26 protein-coding genes and 1 other annotated feature are annotated in these 25070 nt (G+C 46.8%); all 26 genes read right to left on the bottom strand.

The window, feature by feature from the left end:
• The coding region (locus tag QP775_RS23370) for a LysM peptidoglycan-binding domain-containing protein (protein WP_285109143.1) at nt 1–799 on the bottom strand (799 nt) is incomplete at its 3' end.
• A gap of 231 nt (nt 800–1030) precedes the next feature.
• Nucleotides 1031–1912 (bottom strand): branched-chain-amino-acid transaminase, encoded by an 882-nt coding sequence (gene ilvE, locus QP775_RS23365; protein WP_285109142.1) that lies wholly within the window; start codon nt 1910–1912, stop codon nt 1031–1033.
• Nucleotides 1912–2793: a prephenate dehydratase gene (gene pheA, locus QP775_RS23360; protein WP_239332752.1), complete on the bottom strand. Its 882-nt coding sequence runs from the start codon at nt 2791–2793 to the stop codon at nt 1912–1914. The genes ilvE and pheA overlap by 1 nt, the downstream gene beginning before the upstream one ends.
• A 52-nt stretch (nt 2794–2845) precedes the next feature.
• A complete protein-coding gene (gene thrB / locus QP775_RS23355; RefSeq protein ID WP_285109141.1) occupies nt 2846–3799 on the bottom strand; it encodes a homoserine kinase in 954 nt (317 codons plus the stop codon).
• Between the two features lie 2 nt (nt 3800–3801).
• Nucleotides 3802–4866, bottom strand: a complete 1065-nt coding sequence (gene thrC, locus QP775_RS23350; RefSeq protein ID WP_285109140.1) for a threonine synthase — start codon at nt 4864–4866, stop codon at nt 3802–3804.
• Nucleotides 4867–4939: 73 nt separating this feature from the next.
• Nucleotides 4940–6226, bottom strand: a complete 1287-nt coding sequence (locus QP775_RS23345) for a homoserine dehydrogenase (RefSeq protein ID WP_239332746.1) — start codon at nt 6224–6226, stop codon at nt 4940–4942.
• Between the two features lie 38 nt (nt 6227–6264).
• Complete coding sequence (locus QP775_RS23340) at nt 6265–6702, bottom strand: ACT domain-containing protein (RefSeq protein ID WP_028543591.1); 438 nt, start codon at nt 6700–6702, stop codon at nt 6265–6267.
• 252 nt (nt 6703–6954) lie between these two features.
• Nucleotides 6955–7932, bottom strand: coding sequence for an aldo/keto reductase (locus QP775_RS23335; RefSeq protein WP_239332744.1), 978 nt, complete (start codon nt 7930–7932; stop codon nt 6955–6957).
• 158 nt (nt 7933–8090) lie between these two features.
• The gene (gene obgE / locus QP775_RS23330; protein WP_239332742.1) at nt 8091–9401 is read right to left on the bottom strand and encodes a GTPase ObgE; all 1311 of its coding nucleotides are present in this window, start codon (nt 9399–9401) and stop codon (nt 8091–8093) included.
• 11 nt (nt 9402–9412) lie between these two features.
• Nucleotides 9413–10156: a Spo0B domain-containing protein gene (locus QP775_RS23325; RefSeq protein WP_285109139.1), complete on the bottom strand. Its 744-nt coding sequence runs from the start codon at nt 10154–10156 to the stop codon at nt 9413–9415.
• A 222-nt stretch (nt 10157–10378) separates the two neighbouring features.
• The gene (rpmA, locus tag QP775_RS23320) at nt 10379–10690 is read right to left on the bottom strand and encodes a 50S ribosomal protein L27 (RefSeq protein ID WP_028543587.1); all 312 of its coding nucleotides are present in this window, start codon (nt 10688–10690) and stop codon (nt 10379–10381) included.
• A 23-nt stretch (nt 10691–10713) separates the two neighbouring features.
• Nucleotides 10714–11043, bottom strand: a complete 330-nt coding sequence (locus tag QP775_RS23315; protein ID WP_239332738.1) for a ribosomal-processing cysteine protease Prp — start codon at nt 11041–11043, stop codon at nt 10714–10716.
• An 11-nt stretch (nt 11044–11054) separates the two neighbouring features.
• On the bottom strand, nt 11055–11366 hold the full coding sequence (rplU, locus tag QP775_RS23310) for a 50S ribosomal protein L21 (RefSeq protein ID WP_028543585.1): 312 nt from the start codon (nt 11364–11366) through the stop codon (nt 11055–11057).
• Between the two features lie 14 nt (nt 11367–11380).
• Nucleotides 11381–11464: a sequence feature (ribosomal protein L21 leader region), on the bottom strand.
• 77 nt (nt 11465–11541) lie between these two features.
• On the bottom strand, nt 11542–12789 hold the full coding sequence (locus tag QP775_RS23305; RefSeq protein ID WP_239332736.1) for an Rne/Rng family ribonuclease: 1248 nt from the start codon (nt 12787–12789) through the stop codon (nt 11542–11544).
• 143 nt (nt 12790–12932) lie between these two features.
• Nucleotides 12933–13793, bottom strand: coding sequence for a M50 family metallopeptidase (locus tag QP775_RS23300; protein ID WP_285109138.1), 861 nt, complete (start codon nt 13791–13793; stop codon nt 12933–12935).
• Nucleotides 13786–14685 (bottom strand): M23 family metallopeptidase, encoded by a 900-nt coding sequence (locus tag QP775_RS23295; protein ID WP_285109137.1) that lies wholly within the window; start codon nt 14683–14685, stop codon nt 13786–13788. The genes QP775_RS23300 and QP775_RS23295 overlap by 8 nt, the downstream gene beginning before the upstream one ends.
• A 195-nt stretch (nt 14686–14880) precedes the next feature.
• On the bottom strand, nt 14881–16029 hold the full coding sequence (locus tag QP775_RS23290; protein ID WP_239332730.1) for an FtsW/RodA/SpoVE family cell cycle protein: 1149 nt from the start codon (nt 16027–16029) through the stop codon (nt 14881–14883).
• 7 nt (nt 16030–16036) lie between these two features.
• Entirely contained in the window at nt 16037–16831 is a 795-nt protein-coding gene (gene minD, locus QP775_RS23285; RefSeq protein ID WP_028543580.1) for a septum site-determining protein MinD, read from the bottom strand.
• Nucleotides 16832–16835: 4 nt separating this feature from the next.
• Entirely contained in the window at nt 16836–17492 is a 657-nt protein-coding gene (minC, locus tag QP775_RS23280; RefSeq protein WP_239332728.1) for a septum site-determining protein MinC, read from the bottom strand.
• Nucleotides 17493–17610: 118 nt separating this feature from the next.
• A complete protein-coding gene (mreD, locus tag QP775_RS23275; protein ID WP_239332726.1) occupies nt 17611–18138 on the bottom strand; it encodes a rod shape-determining protein MreD in 528 nt (175 codons plus the stop codon).
• Nucleotides 18138–19106, bottom strand: coding sequence for a rod shape-determining protein MreC (gene mreC / locus QP775_RS23270; RefSeq protein WP_275444782.1), 969 nt, complete (start codon nt 19104–19106; stop codon nt 18138–18140). The genes mreD and mreC overlap by 1 nt, the downstream gene beginning before the upstream one ends.
• A gap of 18 nt (nt 19107–19124) precedes the next feature.
• Nucleotides 19125–20159, bottom strand: a complete 1035-nt coding sequence (locus QP775_RS23265; RefSeq protein ID WP_028543576.1) for a rod shape-determining protein — start codon at nt 20157–20159, stop codon at nt 19125–19127.
• A 43-nt stretch (nt 20160–20202) separates the two neighbouring features.
• Nucleotides 20203–20889 (bottom strand): RadC family protein, encoded by a 687-nt coding sequence (gene radC, locus QP775_RS23260; protein WP_239332724.1) that lies wholly within the window; start codon nt 20887–20889, stop codon nt 20203–20205.
• Nucleotides 20890–20997: 108 nt separating this feature from the next.
• Nucleotides 20998–21615, bottom strand: coding sequence for a Maf family protein (locus QP775_RS23255; RefSeq protein ID WP_239332722.1), 618 nt, complete (start codon nt 21613–21615; stop codon nt 20998–21000).
• A gap of 138 nt (nt 21616–21753) precedes the next feature.
• Nucleotides 21754–23136, bottom strand: coding sequence for an SPOR domain-containing protein (locus QP775_RS23250; protein ID WP_285109136.1), 1383 nt, complete (start codon nt 23134–23136; stop codon nt 21754–21756).
• 554 nt (nt 23137–23690) lie between these two features.
• Nucleotides 23691–25064 (bottom strand): UDP-N-acetylmuramate--L-alanine ligase, encoded by a 1374-nt coding sequence (gene murC / locus QP775_RS23245; RefSeq protein ID WP_285109135.1) that lies wholly within the window; start codon nt 25062–25064, stop codon nt 23691–23693.
• Nucleotides 25065–25070: the final 6 nt, after the last annotated feature.

Below are 25070 nucleotides of genomic sequence, written 5' to 3'. Positions count from 1 at the left end.
ATCCTTTGGAGCTTGGCGAAATTGGTGTCGGTGCTAGGTTCGATCCTTTGGAGCTTGGCGAGATTGGTGTCGGCGCTAAGTTCGATCCTTTGGAGCTTGGCGAGATTGGTGTCGGTGCTGAGTTCGATCCTTTGGAGCTTGGCGAAATTGGTGTCGGTGCTAAGTTCGATCCTTTGGAGCTTGGCGAAATTGGTGTCGGTGCTAGGTTCGATCCTTTGGAGCTTGGCGAGATTGGTGTCGGCGCTGGGACGTTTGGCTTGGCAGGAGCAACCGGTGTTGGCGGAACCACTGACGGAGCCTGCGGCTGTGTGACTTCAGCCTTTGGTTTCAGCAGTTCATGCTTAGGCTTCGGAGACGTTGCAGCTGCCTTCTTACTTGGTAAGATACCCCCTTTGCCTGATTGCAACCCGACACTGCCTTGTTCATTTGAATGATCTTCTGATTGCCCATGTGCGTGCGAATGTTCCATGGTTACTTTAGGAATATTAACTACCTGACCGATAAGAAATACATTTGGGTTTTTGAGTTGCGGATTGGCTGCTATCATCGCTTGCAGTGGAATTCCCCACGCTTTAGCCAACTTCCACATCGTGTCGCCTTCTTTTACGACATGCTTATGGACAATTTCATAACCGCCTGTCGAGTGTACAGTAGATGGAACTTTAACCTTCATCCCTACATCCAGCTTGTTCGGGTCGCTCAGTTGAGGGTTCATCGAAATGAGTGTGTCTAAAGATACCCCGTATTTCTGAGATAATGAATAAAGAGATTCGCCTTTTTTCACGATATGAATTTTCACGAGTTGTAACCTCCTAAAAGTAATACGAAGCAAAACTCGCTTCGAAAGCATTCGCACTTACCCTTTGTCTCTTCATTCTGGACATTCGCCCGCATATCAATTAATACATCCTATGCGGTTTCTAGGCTTTTGACATCCTTTTACACAAAAAAATCCTCCCGTCTACATACGGGAGGATCTCCATCAGCCAATAGGCAACAACATACAGTACGTTCTAGTTACCAGTACTCGTTATTCGTACACTTTAATACCATCTTGAGGCACAACTTCACGGAATCTTTTCAGCAGCTGCAGCGTAATTGGACCAGCTTGTCCATTCCCTACAATACGACCGTCCACTTCACGAACCGCTATAACTTCTGCCGCCGTTCCCGTAAAGAACACCTCATCAGCCACGTACACATCATGAAGCGTGAATGGCTCCTCTTTCAACTTATAACCAAGCTCTGCACAAAGGTCGATAATCGTATTTCGCGTAATACCTTCTAGAGCGCCCAAGTAGCAAGGAGGTGTATATACAACCCCTTTCTTGATGATAAAGATGTTATCACTAGAACCCTCAGCTACATACCCCTGAGCATTCAACATAATCGCTTCGCCGACATCTGCCAGGTTTGCTTGAATTTTGACCAAAATATTATTTAAATAATTTAATGATTTGATTTTCGGATTTAATGCATCCGGAATATTTCGACGCTGTGATACCGATACTGTACGCAACCCATTACGATATGCTTCTTCTGGGTAAATCGCCAATTGCTCGACAATGATAATGATACTTGCTTTAGGACAACGAAGTGGATCAAGACCCAAGTTGCCAGCACCACGCGATACAATTAGCCGAATATAGCCATCCCGCAATTGATTGCGGCGAATCGTCTCGACCAACACATTCTGCATTTCTTCTATTGTCAACGGGATGTCCAGCATGATGGACTTTGCAGAATCGTATAAACGTTCCAAATGCTCTTTGCATTTAAAAATGTTACCCTCATATATACGGATCCCTTCAAATATACCGTCACCATACAAAAAACCGTGATCGTATACGGAGACTTTAGCCTCTTCTTTAGTTACGTACTGACCATCAAGATAAATCAACTGTGTCATCATTACACCTCCAGGTTGAGTGAATCCCCATGAACCCATGTCTCAGAGGAATAGCTTGGATAGCTTCCTAAAATGCGCACTTGAAAGCCCAATGCTTCAATTTCTGCAATAGCTGACTGTAGAAGCACAGCATCTAGCGGCATTTCAATATCCATATAGAAATAATAATTGCCTAACTTGCGCTTTGTTGGTCTGGATTCAATGCGGGACAAGTTGATCTTTCTCCAGGCAAACGCAGCCAGCACCTGGTGCAGCGCTCCCGGGAAGTCTTCTGGCATCATAATCAGCATCGTTGTCTTTCTCAGTGCGTGCTCATCTGCAACAATCGGATGATTGCCAACCAATACGAATCTTGTAAAATTGTTGTCATGGTCCGTTACCTGCTCGGCAAGCACGTCTAATTGATGTGTTTTTGCTCCCAATAAAGTCCCTATCGCAGCCAGACCTTGCCCTGGGCTATTTTTAACCATTCGGACTGCCTCAGAAGTGCTGCTTACGGACTCTTGTTCCACATGCGGCAAGTTGTTCCGCAAGAACTGCAGGCACTGCGCCATCGCAACAGGGTGCGATAACACTTTTTGAATACGAGACCAATCGTGGCCTACTTCTTCTTGCCGACCAATCAAGTTCTGAATGGATGGAAAAGCCCATTCAACCTGAAAGGGCAAATCCACTTCATGCACGAGCCAATCCATATGAAGGTTAACCGAACCTTCTATCGTATTCTCGATTGGGATGACGCTATATTCCGTTATGCCATCAGCTGTTGCTCTAAACACATCGGAAATTAATTTATAATGAACAAATTCATGATCGGGTCCTAGCAAATACACGGCAGCCTCATGTGAGACGCTGCCTTCTGGTAATACAGCAATACGAGCCATGGACTGCTAACTCCTTTTTCAATTTCCTGTCACAACTCTAAACTATCTTCCACTATGAAGATGGGATTACAGATCTGATCTCCTCTGCCGCCGCATTTAGGCATAACGCACCTTCAGAGCACGGCAAGAGTTGGAACACGTCGGCTTCCACGCCATGCTCAGCTAACGTATCCCGCATAAACGACACCAATACTGAAGGCTCGTGCTGCTTGTCCGTAAATGCAATTAGCGTCGGACCTGCTCCACTTAACGCAGCGCCGTAAGCCCCATGCTGTACAGCCTCTTCCAACAGCTTAGACATACCTGGAATAAGCGGGGCTCGATAAGGCTGATGGAGCTTGTCCTTCATTGCAAATGAAAGCTGGGCAAAGTCTCCGGTACACAACGCTGCAACTAGCAATGAAGAGCGGCTAATGTTGTATACAGCATCCGCCATGCTTATCTGTTTGGGCAATACGTGTCGTGCTGCCTTCGTCTCCAGATGGAACCGCGGTATCGCCACAACGGTTCCCAGAGCCTCATGAGGCTCAACACGTATCGCGCTGGCACGCTGTCCATCCCAGGCGGCTACAACAATGCCGCCATATAAGGATGCGCCCACATTATCAGGATGACGTTCAATTGCGGTTGCCATATCAAACAGTCGCTGCTGTGACAACGGATGCCCAATTAACGCGTTGGCTGCTACGAGCGCACCTACTATTGCAGAAGCACTACTGCCAAGTCCTCGTGTCAGCGGGATCTCACTATATACTTCCACATCAAGCGGTATGACCGGGACACCGGCCTCGACAAATACACGCTTGGCAATCTGAACAATTAAATTAGTCTCATCTGTAGGAATGCCGGTCAACTCAGGCCCATGTAATCTTACTTGCGTGCGCTCTGCCGGCTTCATCCCTACCCATAAGTGCAGAGATAACGCCATGCCTAACGAATCAAAGCCTGGCCCGAGATTGGCTGTGCTTGCAGGCACCTTCACCAAGACACCTTGTTGCTGCAGCATCATTATTCACCCTCTAGCTGTCGAATAGCTTCCATTACGGCTTCCTCAGTGTCAGGTACGACCAATGGCTCGGTTGCTGCAGTCTTGATCGCAATATTAGGATCCTTTAAGCCATGACCTGTCAATACGCATACGACCGATTCCCCGCCTTTGAAATAACCTTCCTGGTGCAGCTTAATCACACCTGCAAGTGAAGCCGCAGATGCCGGCTCAGCAAAGATACCTTCTTTAGCAGCGAGCAGTTGATACGCAGCTAAAATCTGCTCATCCGTCACAAAGTTAATCTGTCCTTCGGATTGCTCTGCTGCTTCAACGGCTGTTTTCCAACTTGCCGGATTGCCAATTCGGATCGCCGTTGCTACTGTTTCCGGCTCACGAATAGGTTCGCCTTTTACAATCGCCATCGATCCTTCCGCCTCGAATCCGATCATCTTTGGCAGTTTGTTTGACTTGCCTGCTTCATAATATTGCTTGAATCCTTTCCAATAAGCCGTAATATTACCGGCGTTTCCTACTGGAATTGCCAACACGTCAGGTGCATCACCCAACTGGTCGCACACTTCAAATGCTGCCGTTTTCTGTCCTTCAATTCGATAAGGGTTCACGGAATTAACGAGCGTAATGGGATTCTTTGCTGTAATTTCTCGCACAATTTCCAGTGCACGGTCAAAATTACCTTCGATCGCAATCACTTTTGCCCCATAAATCATAGCCTGCGCCAATTTCCCGAGTGCAATGTTGTTATTCGGGATGAGTACAATGCAATTTAGTCCGCCACGAGCTGCATATGCCGCAGCTGCCGCTGAAGTATTGCCTGTGGAAGCGCACATAATGGTACGACTGCCTTCTTCCATCGCTTTGGCCACTGCCATCACCATGCCACGATCTTTAAAGGATCCTGTCGGATTTAAGCCTTCATATTTAAAATAAAGATCAATGCCAAGCTCTTGGGACAATCTCTCCGCACGCACCAGAGGGGTATTCCCTTCATGAAGCGTAATCAAAGGTGTTGATTCGTTGACCGGCAAATAGGATTTGTACGTGTCCAACAAGCCCATATATCTCATTCGTGAGTCCCCCATATCCAATATATATTGTGTTGATCTATATAACGTTAAAGGTGTAAGAGGTTAACCCTGGTTATCCCTCTACACGATAAGCACTTTTAATTGATTTGATGACATCCAGGCTCTTAAAATGCTCCAACACTCTCTTCATACTGGCCTGATTCGCCTCATGTGTAATGATAATAATCTCGGCATCCGGATTATGAGGATTAGGCTGCTGCACCACCGACTCCAGACTGACGTCAAACTCCGCAAACACTTGTGTGATCTGAGCCAGAACACCCGCTTTATCATGAACGTCCAACAGGATGAAATTTTTATAAGCGATCTGGTCGTCTGACTTCAGCTTCTTCTCCTTATACACATGATGTGCAGTCTGTCCTGTCACTCCTAAGCGGATGTTGCGGATGACCGCCACGAGGTCTGCGACCACAGAAGTAGCGGTCGGCATTTCACCTGCTCCAGGACCATAGAACATCGTCTCCCCTACGGCCTCTCCATATACGTAGACTGCATTATATACACCATTAACAGACGCAAGCGGATGAGTTGTACTTACCATAGTCGGCTGCACAACAACACTAATTTGGTCATCCTGCCGTTCTGCGATACCAAGCAGCTTCATTTCATAACCCAGACGCTTCGCATACGCGATATCTTCTTTCTTTACTTGGGAGATGCCTCGTACTTCCACATCTTCCAATCCAACATTCGTATGGAAACCTAGCGTTCCAAGTATCGCCATTTTGCGTGCAGCATCAAGTCCCTCGACATCAGAAGTTGGATCAGATTCCGCATAACCTAACGATTGCGCTTCCTTCAGCACATCCGCGTAAGCAGCCCCCTCCTGACTCATCTTCGTAAGGATGAAGTTCGTTGTGCCGTTGACGATCCCCATAATCTTTTTGATCCGATCTGATGAGAAGCCTTCCATCAACGTACGAATAATCGGAATACCACCAGCTACACTGGCTTCATAATAGACATCACATTTATGCGCACGTGCCTTTTCTAATATTTCAGGACCGTGCAGAGCCATCAAGTCCTTATTCGCAGTAACGACATGCTTGCCTTGAGACAAGGCCTCCAAAATGTATTGCTTCGTAGGATCGATGCCACCCATCACTTCGACAATAACATCAATCTCTGGGTCATTAATGACATCCCATGGATTCTCTGTCAGCATCTCTTCATTAACCTTAAGGTTACGCTGTTTGAGTGAGTCCTTCACAAGCACTTTGCGAATGTGAATCGTGGATCCAACCTGACTGCTTAGATCTTCCTGGTGCCCCTCTACAATTCGAACAACACCTGTACCTACTGTTCCTAATCCTAATAAGCCTACATTAATTGGTTTCATCCACGTTCCTCCCTTTCTTGATGACCCTGATACGCCTATTAACCTTGCCCTATTACCATTACACGTTTCACACCGGGGATATCTCGCAGCATATCAAGCATTTGACCAAAAGGCTCTGCAATAAGCGATGTCTCTACTGATAAGACAACATTTGCAATTCCTTGAAGCGGTATCGTCTGGTGAATCGTGAGTACATTTCCTTCAAAATTAGCAACTGATCCCAATACCTTCGACAAAATACCAGAACGATGGTCCAAGTCCATTGAAATCGTCACGATACGTTCGCGCTCAAGTTGATTTAACGGAAAGATACCGTCCTTATATTTATAAAAAGCACTTCTGCTTAGATCTACACGTTCCGCTGCTTCATGGACCGTCTTCACTTCACCTGCTGCTAGTAGCTGCTTCGCTTTAACGGTCTTGACTACTGCCTCAGGCAATATGTCTTCTCTCACCAAGTAATATCGTTCCGCCATGAATAGTCCTCCATATAAAGACTTTTGTTTCTACATAGAGGACATTATAACGAATGATAGCAGGTATGGCAATAGGCTCTCGTCAAAGTTAGCATTCATTATACACGAATTCCGACTTAAGAAATGCGAATTTTCACGTTTTTATCACAAAAGAGGCCTCAGAATCGCTTCCAAGGCCTCTCTCTTATTACACATATGAAGAAATTGTTAAAAATCAGTCGAATCGACCTTCATCACATAACGTAAACAAACTTATGGCATGTTCTGTCCACGAGAACTTACATAAAGTGAATACCACTCTTCCCTCGACATCAGCCTCGCCTGCTCTTCAGCCGCCTCGCAAGCCAGAATACGGTCTGCATTAGCAGAACCGATAATCGGCTGAATCCCTGCCGGATGCTTCATTAGCCAACCGAGAACAATAGCTTCTGGCGTTGTCTCCTTCTCTGCAGCCATACGTTGAACCCGCATTGCAGTCTGCTGTACATGCGCGGGCTCTCCTTCTGTGGAGCGGCCAGTAAAGCGGCCCTGAGCAAGTGGTCCCCAAGCTTGAATCTGAATACGCTCCATCTGACAATATTCCATAAGCCCTTCGGCAAAATTAACATTAACTCCCGCCTGCTGATTCACATGAACCCCTTGATCCAGCCAATGCAGGTGGCCAAGGCTCATCTCTAACTGATTCACCGCTAGCTGATCCGGGAGTGAGCGCTGCAAGAACTTGATTTGAGATGCGCTCATATTGGATACACCAAAATACTTCACCTTACCCGCTGCTTTCAAATGGCCAAATGCTTCTGCCACCTCATCTGGTTCCATTAAAGGATCCGGACGGTGCAGAAGCAAAATATCCAAATAATCAATTCCCAAACGTCCCAGTGTAGCATCTACAGACGATAAAATATGTTCTTTAGAAAAATCAAACCGTCCAGGTACATCACCTTCTGCAAACCGGATACCACATTTGGACTGAATGACCATCTGCTCACGCAGCTGCGGGCGTCCCTTTAAAATACGGCCAAACGTTTCTTCCGCCTTGCCCATAGTATAGATATTGGCATGGTCAAACATGTTAATGCCAATCGACAGCGCTGCATCCACTGCTCGCTCCGCTTTTAACACATCTTCTTGCGAAATGGGCTCGCGATCCCAGCTGCCACCAAAAGGCATGCAGCCTAAAATCAGGCGGCTCGTTGCAAGTCCACGCTGCTGTAAAGGTATTCTCTTCATAGGAACCTCCTGTTCATTTTCGCCTTGTCCTTTGTTATTATACACGGATACAAGGCTCAAGTAGAAATCTATACAACATACTTAAAGAACCATTGCTGCTCATAACAACAGCCCTGGCACCAACAGGGGTGCAGGGCTGTTCAAACAAGCGTTAAAAATTAGTAGTAGCTGCTGCCTTCAACAAACTCGAATTCGAAATCGGCAATGCGAATAATTGTACCATCCTTCGCCCCGCGTTTGCGCAGCTCATCATCTACACCCATGCGGCGCAGTGTACGGGCAAACTTCAGGATTGCATCATGAGAATTCATTTGCAGACGTTTCAGCATATTTTCGATTGCTTCACTTTCAACGACATATGTCTCGTTTTCGCGACGAATCGTAAACTGCGGCTCATCCTTCTTCTCCAGACGATAAATCTTGCGTTCTTCCACTTCCGCAACCTCTTCAAGCTCAGGTGCAGTCGGCAGTTGATCCAGCTTCTCTACCGCTTTGTAAAGCAGTTCTTGTATGCCTTCTCTAGTAAGCGACGAGATTGGCATAATCTCGATATCAGGCATTACTTCTTGAACTTGCTTACGGAAAGCAGCCAAATATTCTTCCGCCTCAGGCATATCCATCTTGTTAGCAGCTACAATCTGCGGGCGTTCAGCCAGCTTCGCATTATATTGCTTCAACTCGTCGTTGATTTTCATCCAGTCTTCAAACGGATCTCGCCCTTCTGTTCCGGCCATATCCACGACGTGGATAATAATACGCGTACGTTCAACGTGGCGCAAGAACTCATGTCCAAGCCCAATCCCGGTGTGTGCTCCTTCAATAAGACCAGGAAGATCTGCCATAGCAAAGCTGCGGCCGTCTCCCACTTCAACCATACCCAGATTCGGGGTAATCGTCGTAAAGTGGTAGGCACCGATCTTAGGCTTGGCAGATGAGACCACCGACAACAACGTTGACTTCCCTACACTCGGGAATCCGACAAGTCCGACATCTGCCATTACTTTAAGCTCCAGCACTACCCAGCGCTCTTGCCCTTCTTGCCCATGCTCAGCAATCTCCGGAGCTGGGTTAGCTGGTGTCGCAAATCGAATGTTACCGCGTCCACCGCGTCCACCCTTTGCAATGACAACCTCTTGACCATGACGAGTCAAATCTGCTATCACTTCTTGTGTATCGTCATTAACAACAACAGTACCGGGGGGAACACGAACAATCATGTCGTCTGCGTTAGCGCCGTGCTGACATTTGTTGCGTCCCTTTTCTCCACGTTGAGCCTTAAAGTGCTTCTGATAACGGAAATCAACCAACGTCCGCAACCCTTCATCGACACGGAAAATTACGTCACCGCCATTACCGCCATCACCACCGCCCGGCCCCCCGTTCGGCACATATTTCTCACGACGGAACGCTACGAGACCATCTCCACCGTCTCCGCCCTTTACATAAATCTTCGCTTTATCTACAAACATGGTGCTTCACCTCATTCTGTCATGCAAGGTATTATCCATTGATAAATGTGTATACCGTTGTCATGCTGCTTCGTTGACAACTGCTCCAGCCGCACGCCGCGTTCAGTTGCCGTCTGTTTCAATTGTCGTGCCACTTCGTCCGGTTGAAGCAGTTTTCCTTCATACTCACAACGAATAATAAGCTCATTTGATTCATGAATCAGCTGCAATTGCAGCTCCATTATTTCATCGTTCTGTTTTGGCGCAAGTCTAAACGTCTGTACGATCTGAATGATCAGCTCCGTCAGCTGCTCACCACTTGTCGACAAGCCGATCCGATCTAACTCAATCTGCTCTGTTAGCCGAATTTGAAGCGGCATCGTACCACCTGATACACGGTTCTGTAGTAGAAACAAGACCAACTCAGGAAAACCAAGCTTCGCAATGCGGCTTTCTTCCATCATCCTTGCCTTTATCGTTTCCACACAATGTGGCAATTTATCAATTTTGTTCAGCCTTACATATCCGTAAAGCAACTGAAGATCGTTCATCCAATCATGTCGTTGATGATTCATCAGCTCAAGAGCACCTAGATGTGCTGACCGGATCAATCGCTCATGCTGACGCATTCGTTCCCTATAATAACTCATGACGCCCGTGCATATGCTTATGATGAGTAGCAGAGCAGTGATTATACGCCACAGCAGCGACATATCCCAACCGATAAGTGCAATTGCGCATCCCAGACCCATAAGGGAACTGACCGCTTGCATCATAAAGGTTCTCCTCATGATATGCTCCTCGCCCCATTTCCAAAATATGTACAAACTCCACCAGTAAGTATAACATGTCTTGGCGGAACCGTCCAAAAATGCTGCCTACGCCATGAAGCTTGTCTTGCCGCCATTAAACCGTAACATGCTGATTATCAAAACGAAGCTTGCTTTTAAATTATTAAAAAACCCCCGGCATCATGCCGAGGGTTTACAGGTAACGTCTTATGCTTCCACAGCTGCTGCAACTTCTGCAACTACTACTGGGTAGACGCTCACTTTCTTACGATCGCGACCCCAACGTTCGAACTTAACGACGCCTTCCACTTTCGCGAACAGCGTATCGTCTTTACCGATACCAACGTTGTTACCTGGGTGAATCTTCGTTCCGCGTTGACGCACCAAAATGCTGCCTGCGGTAACTGCTTGACCGTCTGCACGTTTCGCACCAAGACGTTTGGAATGGGAATCCCGTCCGTTCTTTGTGGAACCTACACCTTTTTTGGATGCGAACAACTGAAGGTTCAATTTCAACATGATGTCAACCTCCTTTTCCTTGTTCATTGCAAATCTTGTATTTGAAGATACGTTCCGTATGAATCTTCAATTGTGTTCAAACTAATGATCATCGACTCCAACAGCAGCTGAACTTGCTCAGACTTCCGTACATCCTTCACATCGGGTACTTGCCCGCTGAGAAAGCCGTCCTTCATCTTGCACTTCAGCTTAATACCTGTCAGCGCTTCAATCGCATTAACGGTACCTACCGTTACAGCTGATACTCCAGCACACACGATATCCTCTCCGTGAGGAGCGTAATTCGCATGGCCTGCAGTCTTAAAGCTGTCGATTATCCCGTTCGGCTTACGCCGTATAGATACGCGTATCATACCCGCACCTCTTATGCTTTGATGCTCTCGATTGTCACTTTTGTGTAAGGTTGACGATGGCCTTGCTTACGACGGTAGTTCTTTTTAGCTTTGTACTTGTACACGATAATTTTCGCGCCTTTTCCATGCTTTTCAACTTTCGCCGTAACAGCTGCACCTTCTACCACTGGAGCGCCAGTAACTAGACCTCCGTCTTTGGACACTGCCAATACACGGTCGAATGTTACGTTCTCGCCTTCAGCAGTATCCAACTTCTCGATGTATAATACATCGCCTTGTTGAACTTTGTACTGCTTGCCACCTGTTTCGATAATTGCGTACATTTGTGTTGCACCTCCTCATGTCTCAGACTCGCCTAATCAGGTGATAACAGCTAAAGCCGTTATACTTATGTACCCGTTCCGAGCGGTTACAGCATGTGTGCAGCAACGAATACTAGACACATACCTGATGATTCTAACACACCTTCCAATGGAAATCAATATAATAATTTCTCAATTACAGAGGTGGAAGTGATGCTTGCTTCTTGCCTGTCCCTTCACAGGTTGGACAACTGGTGTACAGGCGATTCATAACATGATCACGCACTTTCTTCCTTGTAAGCTCTAGTAATCCAAGCTTAGTCCACCCTACAACCAGGCATTTGGTACGATCTTTCTTCATCGTCTGCTCCAGCTGATTCACTACCTGCTGACGATGCTCCTCAGATTCCATGTCAATAAAGTCAACAATAATAATGCCCCCGACGTCCCTCAAACGGATAAGACGCGCAATTTCTTCAGCCGCTTCCATATTGGTTAAGTACACCGTTTCCTCTAAATGGCTCGTCCCGGTATATTTGCCTGTGTTTACGTCTACGACAGTTAGCGCCTCTGTGTGGTCCCAGACAAGATAACCTCCACTATGCAGCCAAATCTTGCGCATAAAAGCTCGATCTAACTGCTCAGCTACACGGTATCTTTTGAATATCGGTTCCCGTTCACGGTAAATCCGAACACGGTCGCCTAGTCCCGGATCAAATGTACGAACATAGGATATGACCTGTTTCGCCTGCTGTTCATCATCAATCAGCAGTTCATCCACATCATGCGAAAACGTATCCCGTATTAGACGCTCAACCATATTTAAGTCATGGTGCAACAACGATGGCGCATCAGCATGGAGTGTCCCGGCTTGTATCCGGCTCCACTGCTCACGTAAAGACTGAATATCCGTTTCCAATGTTTCGGCAGCTTCCCCTTGAGCCACTGTACGTATAATAATGCCTTCTTCGTCTCTGCGAAGAGCATCACCAAGATGCTTTAATCGATTCCGTTCCGAATCTTGCTCAATCTTCTTGGATACACCGACATAATCCGCGCTCGGCATATATACGACGAAACGGCCCGGCAAAGAATAGTGTGTCGTCACTCTGGCACCTTTGCCGCCAAGGGGTTCCTTCATCACTTGTACGATGAGTTCTTGCCCAACACGAAGCAAACTTGTAATCGGAGGTTTCTGTTTTGGCTGCTTCTCTAAATGGGGATGCAAGCAATCGTCTACGTATAAGAATGCGTTCTTCTTTTGTCCGATATCCACAAAAGCTGCTTGCATGCCCGGAAGCACATTCACAACGCGACCTTTGTAAAAGCTGCCGACGATCAGGGTTCCCGCGGCGCGTTCAACTGCAAATTCTCTCAGTCGTCCTTGCTCTAACAACGCCATTTGCGTCACTTGTTCCTCACAGTGAACGATTATTTGTTTCATGGCATCACCTCTACTCAAGCGCGTCATCTCCCATTGTAACATGAAGAAGGAAGCGTTGGACATGTCGGTTTATGGAACGCCCCAAGTTAGCCTATAAAATAAATTGTGATCTGGTTTGCTTGAATAACAAGGACTGTTCCCGATCATTCCGCATCTTTCTTATGCTGATCAAAGTAAGTGTCTATTAACTGTTGTTCAGGGATTACGCGCTGAATTGCACCGTTATTCCCCATCACATAGACAAGATGATACATATCCCGACGCAACAACTTCAACACACGTGACAGCGGCCTCTTCCCATCTGCAATAATAGGCTGGGCGATGCTGATTCGCCGTTCCCACTCTCGTAAACGAAGTGGCCTGTTCATTAAAAAACGAATAAATCGGTAATGAATATGACGACGATCCACCCAATTAGTCCATAATAAAAAAAGAGCCAGTACAAGCACATTCAAATTAAGCGCTCCGCCAGTTGCTAACGGCACAAGTGCATAAATGCCCAGCAGCACACTGCTGACTATACTCGTCCATACTCCGATTACAAGTGTTCGATAATAACTGATCCACCTGCCGCAGGCCGCTTGTATGATTCTTCCTCCATCTAGTGGAAGAATGGGAAGCAAATTAAACAATCCGATAAGGGTATTTGCCTGAATAAAATACGAAGTCCAGGTCTGCTCCCACCATCCCACCGTATAACAACCATAAGCGATAACAATCATAAGACCATTTTGCAAAGGTCCGGCAGCAGCAACCAGACATTCCTGCCAAGCAGGTGCGATGGCGCCATCCTTCGTTTCCGCCACTCCGCCAAATGGAAGTAATTTAACATCGTCAATGCTCCAGCCTAGACATTTGGCAGTAACAACATGCCCCATCTCATGAATGAGAACAATAGAGAACAAAGTGATCAATTCTAGAATGTGCCCAGTGATCGCAGACAAAGCAAGCAATAGGACAAATAAAGGGTGCAAGGAATAAGTTGTGCCTCCCCATTTAATCAATATCGATCACATCCGCAGGGTCCACATATTGACCATTCTTTTTAATCGCAAAGAAAAGGGTTGCTGGACGATCGAGAGATGAAGACTTTTCGATTGATCCAATCACCTCGCCTGATTCCAGCCAATCGTCAACGTTGACATGGGACATCTCCAGTCGTCCGTAGATTGACGTATAACCGTCTGTGTGCTGAACAAGCACAGTTGTACCGGCTTCAGGATCGCGTGTAATGTCCATTACTTTACCTGTAGCTGCTGCGTGCACACTAGTATCGCTTGTCTTTGATGCTAGCTCAATCCCCTTCAAATTCAACGCAAAAGGCTGAACCACGGTCCCTTCTAGCGGTCGACCAAGCTGATGTCTAGATTGCATCTCCTGGGCTTGTTCAGCTTGATTGTTCCATATAGGAATAAACGCTGGTGACCCTCCAAAAGTTGCTTCATACCATGCAGCAATTGGGGCCATATTCATGTCTTGAGTGAGTGCGCTTTTCACCCAGACACTTGCCGAATCTGTCCAAGGTGTAGAAATACGCAATATAGCGGCCACGCAAACACATAACAACACTGCACCCGCCAGCTGCAGTCGTACAGAACGAACAAATCGGCCCCGAACAGGGGGGGCTGTCGATTCATACCAGCCATAGCGCTCTCCCCACTGCTGCCTGGATGCTCTCCAAGCCTCTTCAGGATCCTCGATATCATCACCAGGTATATTAGGCGTCCCATCCATCATCGGTCTGTGAGCTGAGGGTAATGGTTCAACAGACTGCTTCTGCTTGATTGTCAAAGGTGCAGCTTGACTTCGATCTCGCACCCCTTCTGCTCTTTCTACATCTCCTAGAGTCAATTGACGAATTCGCTCTTGTCTGCGCTTGCGTATATCTGCTTTCATGTGATCTCTCCCCCTACCCTTGTCCTCTTGCTTCTTGTAGCTATATGTATGACAAGCTGAAGGGAGTTATGAGCATGACCCGCTATCACAGCGCAAAGCTATTAGCTGCGCATACAAAATAACACTCCGGCTTTCTACTGCAAGCAGTTGTAAGCACGAAGTGTCTCCTGTAAGGAAGCGACATTAATGCCGCCTCTACGTATCCAATTGATATTTCTCTTGATAGATGCGAATACTCATGACCATACCCATACATGCCAGGTTCAGTACTAGAGACGTACCTCCGTAGCTGATAAATGGCAGCGTAATACCCGTCACAGGCATAATACCGATCATCATCCCAATGTTCTCAAATATTTGGAACACAAACATAGATACGATCCCGATGATCATATATGACCCGCGCAGGTCATAACACTGAAAGGCGATTAAGATCATCCTATATACAAGCAAAAAATATAGCAGCAGCAGTATAGATGCGCCCTGGAATCCAAATTCCTCGCCGATAACGACAAAAATGGCATCTGAATACGTATAAGGCACGAAGCTTCTCCGCTTTAATTCCCCTTGCATGTAGCCATCACCCGTTAATCCTCCGGAACCGATCGCAATCATAGCATATTCCGATTGGTGCTTGGCATCCTTTGTTGCATCTTGTGGGTTAATTAGTGTATCGATCCGTATAAACCATTGCTCATGCTTAAGAACGTCTTTAAAGAAGTAACGTGTCGTATCGTTAAAATCCTTAAATGCAAAAAAAGTTCCAAGCAGCATAACAACAGCTAATACAGCCGCAATAAGCACGTGACGATATTTTACGCCCCCGATCCACAACATGCCAATCAGAATCACGACATAGATCACCGCGTTCCCCAAGTCAGGCTGAACAACAACAAGTGCAAATGGCACTAATGTTACACCAATAATCGGAAGTAAATCCCTCGTAAAGGAAAGCGGGTCGCCGCCTCTTCTCCCCAATAATTGCGCCAATGCTAAAATTAACGTAATTTTGGCCAGCTCGGCAGGTTGAAATGATAACATTCCAAGTTGATACCAGCCCACGGCATTATTCAATGTTGATCCAGCAAAGAATAAACCTATCAGAAGCAGTACTGTAACTCCCATCGTAATAGGCCACGACTTTAGCAGCAATCTGTAGTCGAATATCGATACAGCAAACATTACAACGATGCCGATCCCATAAAGTACTACTGTCTTGATAGCTAATCCTTGGAAAGTAGGATCGCCATGAGTGGCACTATGAATAACTAGCGGACTGAACACCGCAAAACAAATCAATATCCCGACAATAACCCAGTCAATTCGCTTAATCTTGTTCAGCAACGTTTAATCATCCCATTCCAAAAAACTTCTTCATCTTGGTCATCATCCCTTTTTTCTGATGAAGCGGCATGAGTGGGACTGTATCCCCCAAAATTCGACGCGCAATATTGCGATAAGCGATTGCAGCCTTTGAATCTGGATTCATTACCGTCGGCTCACCTGAATTAGCAGCCTTGATGACAAATTCATCGTCCGGAACGATACCGATCAAATCGATATTAAGAACCTGCAAAATATCATCGATATCCAGCATGTCACCGCTCTTCACCATATTCGGTCGAATACGGTTCACAACCAACTTTGGAGAAGACAGATTAGCACTTTCCAATAGGCCGACAATCCGGTCTGCATCACGTACAGCCGCATTCTCCGGCGTAGTGACGACTATCGCGTGATCTGCACCAGCGATTGCATTTTTGAAGCCCTGCTCGATTCCTGCCGGGCAATCGATAATAATATATTCAAACTCTTTCTTAAGCTCTAGCACGATATCCTTTACCTGTTCGGGTGAGACAGCAAGTTTATCCTTAGTCTGTGCTGCTGGCAGCATGTAAAGCTCGTCAAACCTCTTGTCCTTGACTAAAGCTTGATTCAAGCGGCAGCGACCATCTGCCACATCACAAATATCGTAAATGATCCGGTTCTCAAGCCCCATCACCACATCCAGATTACGGAGTCCGATATCCGTATCGACCATACACACTTTTTTGCCGAGCAAAGCAAGCGCTGTGCCTAGATTCGCTGACGTTGTTGTCTTGCCAACGCCGCCTTTACCCGAAGTAACGACAATTGCCTCTCCCATGATCCTACACTCCTTTGAACATTTTGAGGTCCTGTCGAATGCGATGTAGATGTGATACTTTATCAATCTGCATCTGTCCGTTATGAACATAGGCATATTCCATATGGGTCTGTGCTATACCCCATTCATCGGGTGGCCTGCTGATTACATCCGCGATGCGCAATTGCGTAGGCGCGAATAAGGAAGCAACGATAACTGCGTTAACTTCACCATCAACACCAGCATGGGCTGTTCCCCGCAATGCGCCGCATACGACGATGTCCCCTGTGCTCACAATCATTCCGCCAGGATTCACGTCACCTAGAAACAGCAAGTTTCCTTCATAACGCAGCACCTGGCCAGACCGAATCATTCCCGTTATCGTGTGAATCTGATAGCCTGTCTCTTGCTGCTTCGATTCATCGTCCGATTGCAGAGAGCGAATGAGCAAATTCCCTCTTTGTCTCAATACATCTAATATTTCAGTCTTTTGCTCGTCATTTACAGAGCGAGCCCCCAACTTGACATCGACATACACAATTGGTCCATTAAAAAAATGAGGTGTATGCTCAAGCTTGTCGCGCAAATCACGCAGCAAGTCATCAAAATCACTTTGATCGTCAAGCAGGAACACGAGACCGTCTTTGACACCTTTAATCGTCACCAGTGACTTGGCCGTCATCGTTCGTCCCTCCCAACGTTATCTTTTTCGTTACGAATGAGACAAGTTCCTGCACAACTTCACAAAACAAGGAAGAAAAATGAGAGAAGCCGTCCGGAAAGATGCTCCGATACGGCTCTTAGACTTCTTCTTCCTCGGCGGTATTGTTCACAGGTGATGAATCAAACCACTTGCGCATAGGAACATACACGATTAAGGCAAAGAGCAATTGAATAATTAAGCTTGGCAGCATATACTCCATCAAAGCATATTTGAAGGTGAGATGTTGAACGCTAAACAACGCGTAAATACCAAACACAATCGATTGATATGCAAAGCTGCCCATAACTGAGATTACCATCATCGTAACCATGGAGGTATTCCGTGTTGTGAACAGGAGCCCTATGAAATATCCAAGAAAGCCCATGCTGAATGTATGAGGGCCTAGCATTTGTCCATAATAAACGATATCTTGAAGCAAACCGAAGCAGAGCCCCATCAGTAGTGCCGTATGTCGGTGTTTGTAAACCGCATGGTAGAGCACAATGATAAAGACAAATTGCGGAATAATGCGTACTTTCCATTCATCTGGTATGAGAAAAGGCAGCCACGCTCCCTCAATAAAGAACAGGAGCAACATAAATAAGATCATCCAGTTACGATTCATTATGGATTCCCCTGTTCATTCCCCGCTGCTGTGCCTTGCGGTACAACAACAAACAATTCACGCCAGTCCTGATAAGTCGCAGCCGGCTTGATAGAGGCTGTATAAGTCAATCCAAAGTCGCCTACTTCACGCTTTATAACGGTACCAAGAATAAGCCCTTTAGGAAAGACGCCTCCTAGTCCCGAAGATACAATAGTATCCCCTTCTTTAAGCGGATCACCTTCTGCAATACGGGTCATCACAAACGTACCCGTGCTATGATCATACGATTCGATCATACCAAATGATTTCTCCTGGCCAAGTACAGTGGCTGCAATGGAACGCGAGGAATCATCCAGATTAGTTAGCAGCTGAACAGTTGAGGAAAATTCATATACGCGACTAATCATCCCTACTACACCCTCAACGGCGATCACGGGCAGTCCCTGTTTAATACCATCCTTCTCACCCAAATCAATGTTCAGAGTCTGGTTAAAAGGATCAGCTACGTTAATAGATGTAACCTGTGCAATACGGTAATCATAAGGAAGATTGGATTGCTTCTGCCGTTCGGTAAACTTTAGATCTTCCATCAGACGTTTGTTTTTGTCGGCTACTGCATTGTAGAAACCTTTATCGCGCGTATAATGGGCTAGTGCGATCTTCAGCCGTTCATTCTCTTCATACGTCTTCTTTAAGTTGGAGACATCATCAACAAAACCGGAAATGGCTGCTGCCGGCTTATAGAACATCTGCTGCACAAAGGTAACGGTGTCATGTACAAACTTCTCCGGCCATGACACTTGCCCCCGCGTACCTAGCGTAAAGCCCATAAGCGCAATAAAAAGAATAAGTCCTGCCATTAATATAAATAAACGCTTGTTGCCTAACAGCTTAAACAGTGTCAACACCTTCTCATCGTATTGCAGTCTCGTTCCCGGTTCTATGGTTATGGTCGGCGTCAGTGGAACGTGTCTGACGCAGACCATATGGTATCACCTTAAGATTTATCGCTTAGAACGAAGTGCCGAACTGCTGCGGGATTTGAAAAGATGAATATTGTCTAGCGCGCGTCCTGTTCCGATCGCTACGCAATCCAAAGGATTCTCCGCCACAATGACCGGCATGCCCGTCTCACGTGCAAGCAGCTTGTCAAGATTGCGCAGAAGAGCGCCCCCACCTGTCAATACAATGCCGCGGTCCATGATGTCGGCCGCAAGTTCAGGCGGACACTTTTCCAATGTCACCTTAACAGCCTCAACGATAGAGCTTACTGTATCCGCAAGCGCATCTGTAATCTCATTGGAAGAAATAGACAGCGTCTTCGGCAGGCCCGTCACAAGATCACGTCCACGGATCTCCACCGTTTCCGTCTGTTCAAGCGGCAGCGCCGAACCGATCTCCATCTTCAGCTGTTCTGATGTACGCTCACCAATCATCAGATTATATTGGCGCTTAATATATTGAATAATCGATTCATCCATCTCATCCCCAGCCACACGCACAGAACGGCTTGTTACGATACCTCCAAGCGAGATAACTGCAACTTCCGTTGTGCCGCCGCCAATATCGACTACCATGCTGCCTGTCGGTTCCCATACAGGCAAGTCCGCACCGATTGCAGCTGCGAATGGCTCTTCAATCGTATATGCTTCACGAGCTCCCGCTTGCTTCGTTGCATCTTCAACAGCACGCTGCTCAACCGCCGTAATGCCAGACGGTACGCACACCATGACGTTTGGATGACGCGGAAACAATGATCGCTGCTTCTGCGCTTGACGAATGAAATATTTAATCATGGTTGCTGTTGTATCAAAATCGGCAATTACGCCGTCCTTCATCGGACGAATCGCACGAATATTTCCAGGCGTACGGCCAATCATTTTCTTTGCCGACTCACCGACAGCTTCAATTGTCTTCGTATCCGTACGAATTGCGACCACAGACGGCTCGCGTACGACGATACCTTTTCCACGTACATAGACTAATGTATTTGCAGTACCCAAATCAATTCCTAAATCTTTTGTAAAACCACCTAGCATGATGTTAATCTCCTTTATAGTTCCTACGATCTCAAATATTATATTACACGAGGCTCTGTTCCTTCAAACTCACATATTGGTTATCGCCAATAATAAGATGGTCCAACACTTCGATGCCGACCAGTTCACCTGCTTCAATAAGTCGGCGCGTTATCTCGATATCCTCACGACTTGGCGTCGGATCCCCGCTCGGATGGTTGTGTATGCAGATAAGCGCAGCCGCTCCGTGCCTGATAGCTGACCGAAACACTTCACGTGGATGGACCAGCGAAGCATCCAATGTGCCCACTGATATCGTTTCTTGCGCGAGAACACGATTCTTCGTATTCAAATAAATGCAAACAAAATGTTCACGCTTCAGATGACGCATCGATTCCATAACAAGCTCGGCAGCATCTTGTGGGCGTCTGATCGACGCAGTCTCCAGCATACGGCTTCTTGCCATCCTGCGGCCAAGCTCCAGACATGCCTGGAGCTCAAGCGCCTTGGCAGTACCAATGCCGCGAATTTGTGTCAATTCTATGAGAGACAGGTCCGCCAACCGGCTAAGACTGCCAATCCGATTCATTACCCGCTGTGCAACTAACACCGCAGATTCATTCTTTGTTCCCGTTCTAAGCAATATAGCCAACAATTCAGCGTGGCTTAATGCTTCGGCCCCCGCTTTCATCATGCGCTCTCTAGGACGTTCTTCGAGGGGAAGGTCGCGAAGCAAAGGGCTATGCGCCATTCCTCTATCTCCTCTCCGGGAAGCTGCTTATAGATCATAATTATCCTATTAGCTGGCTTCAAACTCTATACCCCGTCAGGCGCTGCTGCACAATTTCTGCTGTGCAGACTATGGCTTCTCGATGGCAAAGGCAGTTAACATCTCTGCGAGCAGCGACACAGGTAAGCCAACTACATTAAAGTAACAACCTTCGATGCGGTCGACTATAGTCGCTCCCAATCCCTGAATGCCATACGAGCCTGCTTTGTCCCGAGGCTCCCCGGATGCAATATATCGTTCTATCTGGGCATTGTTCAAATGCCGCATCCACACACGCGTGTGACGATGGCGAACTAGCGTATTACCGGTACGAACATCGATACAAGCAACGCCTGTAAACACATCGTGTGCTTTTCCTTGAAGCATGCTCAACATCCGAAAAGCATCCGAATCATCATGCGGTTTACCTAGAATCATACGATCATGCACTACGACAGTATCCGATCCGATGACAATCCCTTCATCTCTACGAGCCTGCCGTATCTCTACAATTGTACTTGCCTTACGCAAGGCAAGTTGCTCTACTGTGTCTTGCGGAGTCCAATGCTCCTCCAGTGATTCATCCGCATCACTTGGTTCAACCACATATGGCAAACCAAACGTCTGGATCAGTTCCTGTCTACGCGGTGAAGAGGATGCAAGCACAAGAAGCGGCAAAACATGATTGTTTTGTTGAATGTTCTCCATTTTTTGACACCTTTCTTTATTATACGTCCTATCTCTCAGCTTGACAAACGCTACCTGAGCCTACTTATTAGAATAACCGAATATAGCGATAGAAAAAAGCCCCGGCTGCACCGGGGCAAAGCACACATCTTTATTATATCAGGCTTTCATCTGTTTCAACCAGTCCTGTTCCAACATCATATATTGGATACAAGATTGCTGGATGCTCCACAAATGCGCTGCAGCAGGCTTTTTGTTGTACTCATTAACTGCTGTAATCGCTGTATTCATGGATTGAACCAGTTTTACCCATACTTCTGATGTTTGTTTGCTTAGCTGTTTCTGAAGTTTTTCTCCTGATTGAGTCCAGCGGAGATGTTCTGTCCGCAGCTCATTCATGCTTGTATTGTCAAATGCAGCCAAATCCCCCTGTTGAAGCGTTGCTGAAGAGTGACGGATTAACCACTGCCTTACAACATCCCCCTGCTTCATAAACAATTCCAGTGTCTCCGCTTTTCCTTCAAATGCGATTTTTGTAATCTCTGGACGCTCAATGGTACGTACATACAAATCAATCTGCTTTTCTTTGAGCGCGTTGCTTAACACCATCGCATCATCTCTTTTCTCCGCTATTGCCGCATAGACTCGATGCTGTCCTTCCCCTTCTGCATCTACTGCTGCCAAGCCTAATTTCCGCAGTTCTTCTGCCGCCGTCTGGGCGCCCTCAGCCTGACTGAATACACCATACTGAAGAACATATGAAATACTTGCTGGGATATGAATTGCAGCCACAGGGAAATTCGCCTGATCTTTTGAAGGCTCTTCCCCATTCGTCTGCCCGCCCGTATCACCTACGATTGGCAAACTTCCTGATGTATGGCCACCGTTGTTCGAGCCTGCATCTTTGCCCAACTGGGCCATGGCTGGCACAGCCTGGTCCACACTAGGCAGTGTCACATCCCCCTTGAACAAAGATAAGGCCAGAAAGCCAAACAGGGCACCGGTTGCGACTGCACCAGCTACAGAGCCGGCAATTTTCAGCAGTGAAGGCTTGCGGCTGCGAGCCTGCGTATAGACAACCGCATCTGAGTCTGCTTGCTGCTCATACCGCCATTCTCCTTCTGTGGTAGCCGATTGTGCTGCCGGATCATACATAGGGGGCTCAAGGAAAACCGCCGCAGGGGACGAATCTAGCTCACGAATGGATCGTTCGATACGATCTGTCTCTGATTCTATTTTCTCGTAACCTGCACCATCTGGAAATAGTACAGCCGCGCTAACGAGCTCTGTCTGCGATAACGCAGTATGTTCAAGCTTGCTTTCAGATGTAGATGGAGTCTCGTTATTAAGCAGAACCTGCTCCGTCTTTCGTTTATCCTGATCACCTTGAATATCAATATGCTGCCATTCACTCCACTGAACTGAACTAGCAGCCTCCTCTTCCAGTTTTTTATCCGCTTCAATAGGATTCATTTCACGTGTATAAGAGTCGTCCGCCTGTTCCGGAAACCGAAATGTCATTTTTCTGGAATGCTGTCCCATATAAGCCACCATCCTTGTCCGCTTGTTTACTATTAGCTATATGATAGATTCATATGGAATAGAACATCCCTCCTATCCACGTTTCAGAAAAACACGCGCTTGCCGTTGTGCAATGGCTCATACTAATTCTCTGAACCTCTCATATGATGTACGAGGACCGGGAGGGGAGGGGCACCAGCAGTCAACATTGATTCGATGCATGCTGGTGTGCGGCGGTTCTCGCAAGAACAGGGGATAACAGAGGAATGAACGAACGGAAACTCCTGTACGGATAAGTATAGAGCGGCCTTCATGATTGAAATGTGTAGTGTCCATCAGCATGGAAACCACAGTTCAGACGGAAGGCTGTTTCTTTTACCCGCACTCTCATAGTGGGCAATGATGAGGGCAACTTGTGTTTTCTTAGCGATGATTCATCCACGATCAGGACGTTGGTTTCCCGTACCGCACCCAAACTTGTCAACGGACAACCCATATCGCTTACAAGACACGCAAAGGGGCCGTCTCCTCCACTTTAACGGTGAAGGAGACGGCCCCTTTATGCGATATCTATACTATTCAGATCTCAGGTACTCTGCCAAATGATAGGCCACCCGCCAAATATCGCCTGCTCCCATAGTCAATACCATGTCCCCAGGTTGAATGTGCTTTTCAAGATAGGTCTGCACCTCTTCCTTCGTTGGGATATAGTGAGTATTCGCATTACTCAATTCTCGAATCCGATCAACCAGCGTAGAAGCGTGTACCCCTTCGATTGGTTTCTCGCCCGCAGGAGAATAGATGTCTGTTATGATAACCTCCTGAGCGTCTCCGAACGCTTGACTGAACTGTTCAAACAAGAAATAAGTTCGAGAGTACCGCTGCGGTTGGAACACAGCAACAATACGCTTGCCCGTCGCCTTCGCCGCCACAAGAGTTGCTTCAATCTCTGTTGGATGATGTGCGTAATCATCAATCACCAGCACGTCCTTGTGTTCTGCGATGATCTGATACCTACGCTTCGCACCTGTGAAGTCCCGAATAGACGCTGCTGCATCTGCAAAAGCTACCCCTGCTTGCATGCTTACAATTAACGTTGCCATTGCATTTAATACATTATGATTGCCTGGAATGGACAATTCTACTTGCCCAAGCACTTCATCGCCGCGCTTCATCGTAAAATACATAAAACGGTCTCGCGCTGTAATATCTACAGCTGTATAATCCGCCCCTGCTTCAAGGCCATAAGTGACAACGTTACTTGTAATAGCCGGGATCATGTCGCGGATAATCTTATCATCCTTACACACGACAGCAGTTCCGCCCGCTTCTACTTGACTTAAAAACTGCACATAAGCAGCTTTTAAACGCTCAAAGTCGCCCCCATAATTTTCAAGGTGGTCAGCTTCAATATTCGTTACGACAGCAACATGTGGATGATACGCTAAAAATGAGCCGTCGCTCTCATCCGCTTCTGCTACTACAAACTCACTTGTACCCGCCTTTGCATTGGTCCCCAGGTTTGTGACTTCTCCGCCAATGATAAAGGACGGGTCTACGCCACATCGTTCCAATACATATGCGATCATAGAGGATGTGGTAGTCTTGCCATGCGCACCCGCTACTGCGACACCTTTTTTCGCATTTAGTAGGCGAGCAAGCATTTCAGAACGATGGAGCACGGGAATACCGCGTGCTTCTGCCGCTACACGCTCCACATTATCCTTCGGAAGCGCCGTAGAGTATACTACAGTATCTGCATCTCCTACATAAGCTTCATGATGACCAATATGAATTGTAGCTCCCTTAGCCCGTAATTTTTCCGTCAAATCTTGTTGAGCTACATCCGATCCGGTGACCGTGTATCCCATTTCCAGCATTACACGAGCAATAGCGCTCATGCCATAGCCCCCGATGCCGATAAAATGAATATGTTTCATCGTATTCAACACGAA

This window comes from Paenibacillus sp. UMB4589-SE434, from assembly GCF_030226685.1.
GTDB lineage: Bacteria > Bacillota > Bacilli > Paenibacillales > Paenibacillaceae > Paenibacillus_B.
The sequence above is the reverse complement of the archived record's forward strand: the minus strand, read 5'-3'. Positions and strand labels throughout refer to the sequence as shown.

Bases quoted from the DNA above. Each gene is read 5' to 3' on its own strand.
- QP775_RS23325 (WP_285109139.1), bottom strand. From the start codon at position 10,156: ATGATGCAAGCGGTCAGTTCCCTTATGGGTCTGGGATGCGCAATTGCA.
- ilvE (WP_285109142.1), bottom strand. From the start codon at position 1,912: ATGATGACACAGTTGATTTATCTTGATGGTCAGTACGTAACTAAAGAA.
- QP775_RS23305 (WP_239332736.1), bottom strand. From the start codon at position 12,789: ATGAAACAAATAATCGTTCACTGTGAGGAACAAGTGACGCAAATGGCG.
- obgE (WP_239332742.1), bottom strand. From the start codon at position 9,401: ATGTTTGTAGATAAAGCGAAGATTTATGTAAAGGGCGGAGACGGTGGA.
- rpmA (WP_028543587.1), bottom strand. From the start codon at position 10,690: ATGTTGAAATTGAACCTTCAGTTGTTCGCATCCAAAAAAGGTGTAGGT.
- QP775_RS23345 (WP_239332746.1), bottom strand. From the start codon at position 6,226: ATGAAACCAATTAATGTAGGCTTATTAGGATTAGGAACAGTAGGTACA.
- rplU (WP_028543585.1), bottom strand. From the start codon at position 11,366: ATGTACGCAATTATCGAAACAGGTGGCAAGCAGTACAAAGTTCAACAA.
- minD (WP_028543580.1), bottom strand. From the start codon at position 16,831: ATGGGAGAGGCAATTGTCGTTACTTCGGGTAAAGGCGGCGTTGGCAAG.
- QP775_RS23265 (WP_028543576.1), bottom strand. From the start codon at position 20,159: ATGCTAGGTGGTTTTACAAAAGATTTAGGAATTGATTTGGGTACTGCA.
- minC (WP_239332728.1), bottom strand. From the start codon at position 17,492: ATGACGGCCAAGTCACTGGTGACGATTAAAGGTGTCAAAGACGGTCTC.
- thrC (WP_285109140.1), bottom strand. From the start codon at position 4,866: ATGAGATATATGGGCTTGTTGGACACGTACAAATCCTATTTGCCGGTC.
- QP775_RS23250 (WP_285109136.1), bottom strand. From the start codon at position 23,136: ATGGGACAGCATTCCAGAAAAATGACATTTCGGTTTCCGGAACAGGCG.
- QP775_RS23295 (WP_285109137.1), bottom strand. From the start codon at position 14,685: ATGAAAGCAGATATACGCAAGCGCAGACAAGAGCGAATTCGTCAATTG.
- pheA (WP_239332752.1), bottom strand. From the start codon at position 2,793: ATGGCTCGTATTGCTGTATTACCAGAAGGCAGCGTCTCACATGAGGCT.
- QP775_RS23340 (WP_028543591.1), bottom strand. From the start codon at position 6,702: ATGGCGGAACGATATTACTTGGTGAGAGAAGACATATTGCCTGAGGCA.
- QP775_RS23335 (WP_239332744.1), bottom strand. From the start codon at position 7,932: ATGAAGAGAATACCTTTACAGCAGCGTGGACTTGCAACGAGCCGCCTG.
- thrB (WP_285109141.1), bottom strand. From the start codon at position 3,799: ATGCTGCAGCAACAAGGTGTCTTGGTGAAGGTGCCTGCAAGCACAGCC.
- QP775_RS23255 (WP_239332722.1), bottom strand. From the start codon at position 21,615: ATGGAGAACATTCAACAAAACAATCATGTTTTGCCGCTTCTTGTGCTT.
- mreD (WP_239332726.1), bottom strand. From the start codon at position 18,138: ATGAATCGTAACTGGATGATCTTATTTATGTTGCTCCTGTTCTTTATT.
- QP775_RS23315 (WP_239332738.1), bottom strand. From the start codon at position 11,043: ATGATACGCGTATCTATACGGCGTAAGCCGAACGGGATAATCGACAGC.
- mreC (WP_275444782.1), bottom strand. From the start codon at position 19,106: ATGGTCTGCGTCAGACACGTTCCACTGACGCCGACCATAACCATAGAA.
- radC (WP_239332724.1), bottom strand. From the start codon at position 20,889: ATGGCGCATAGCCCTTTGCTTCGCGACCTTCCCCTCGAAGAACGTCCT.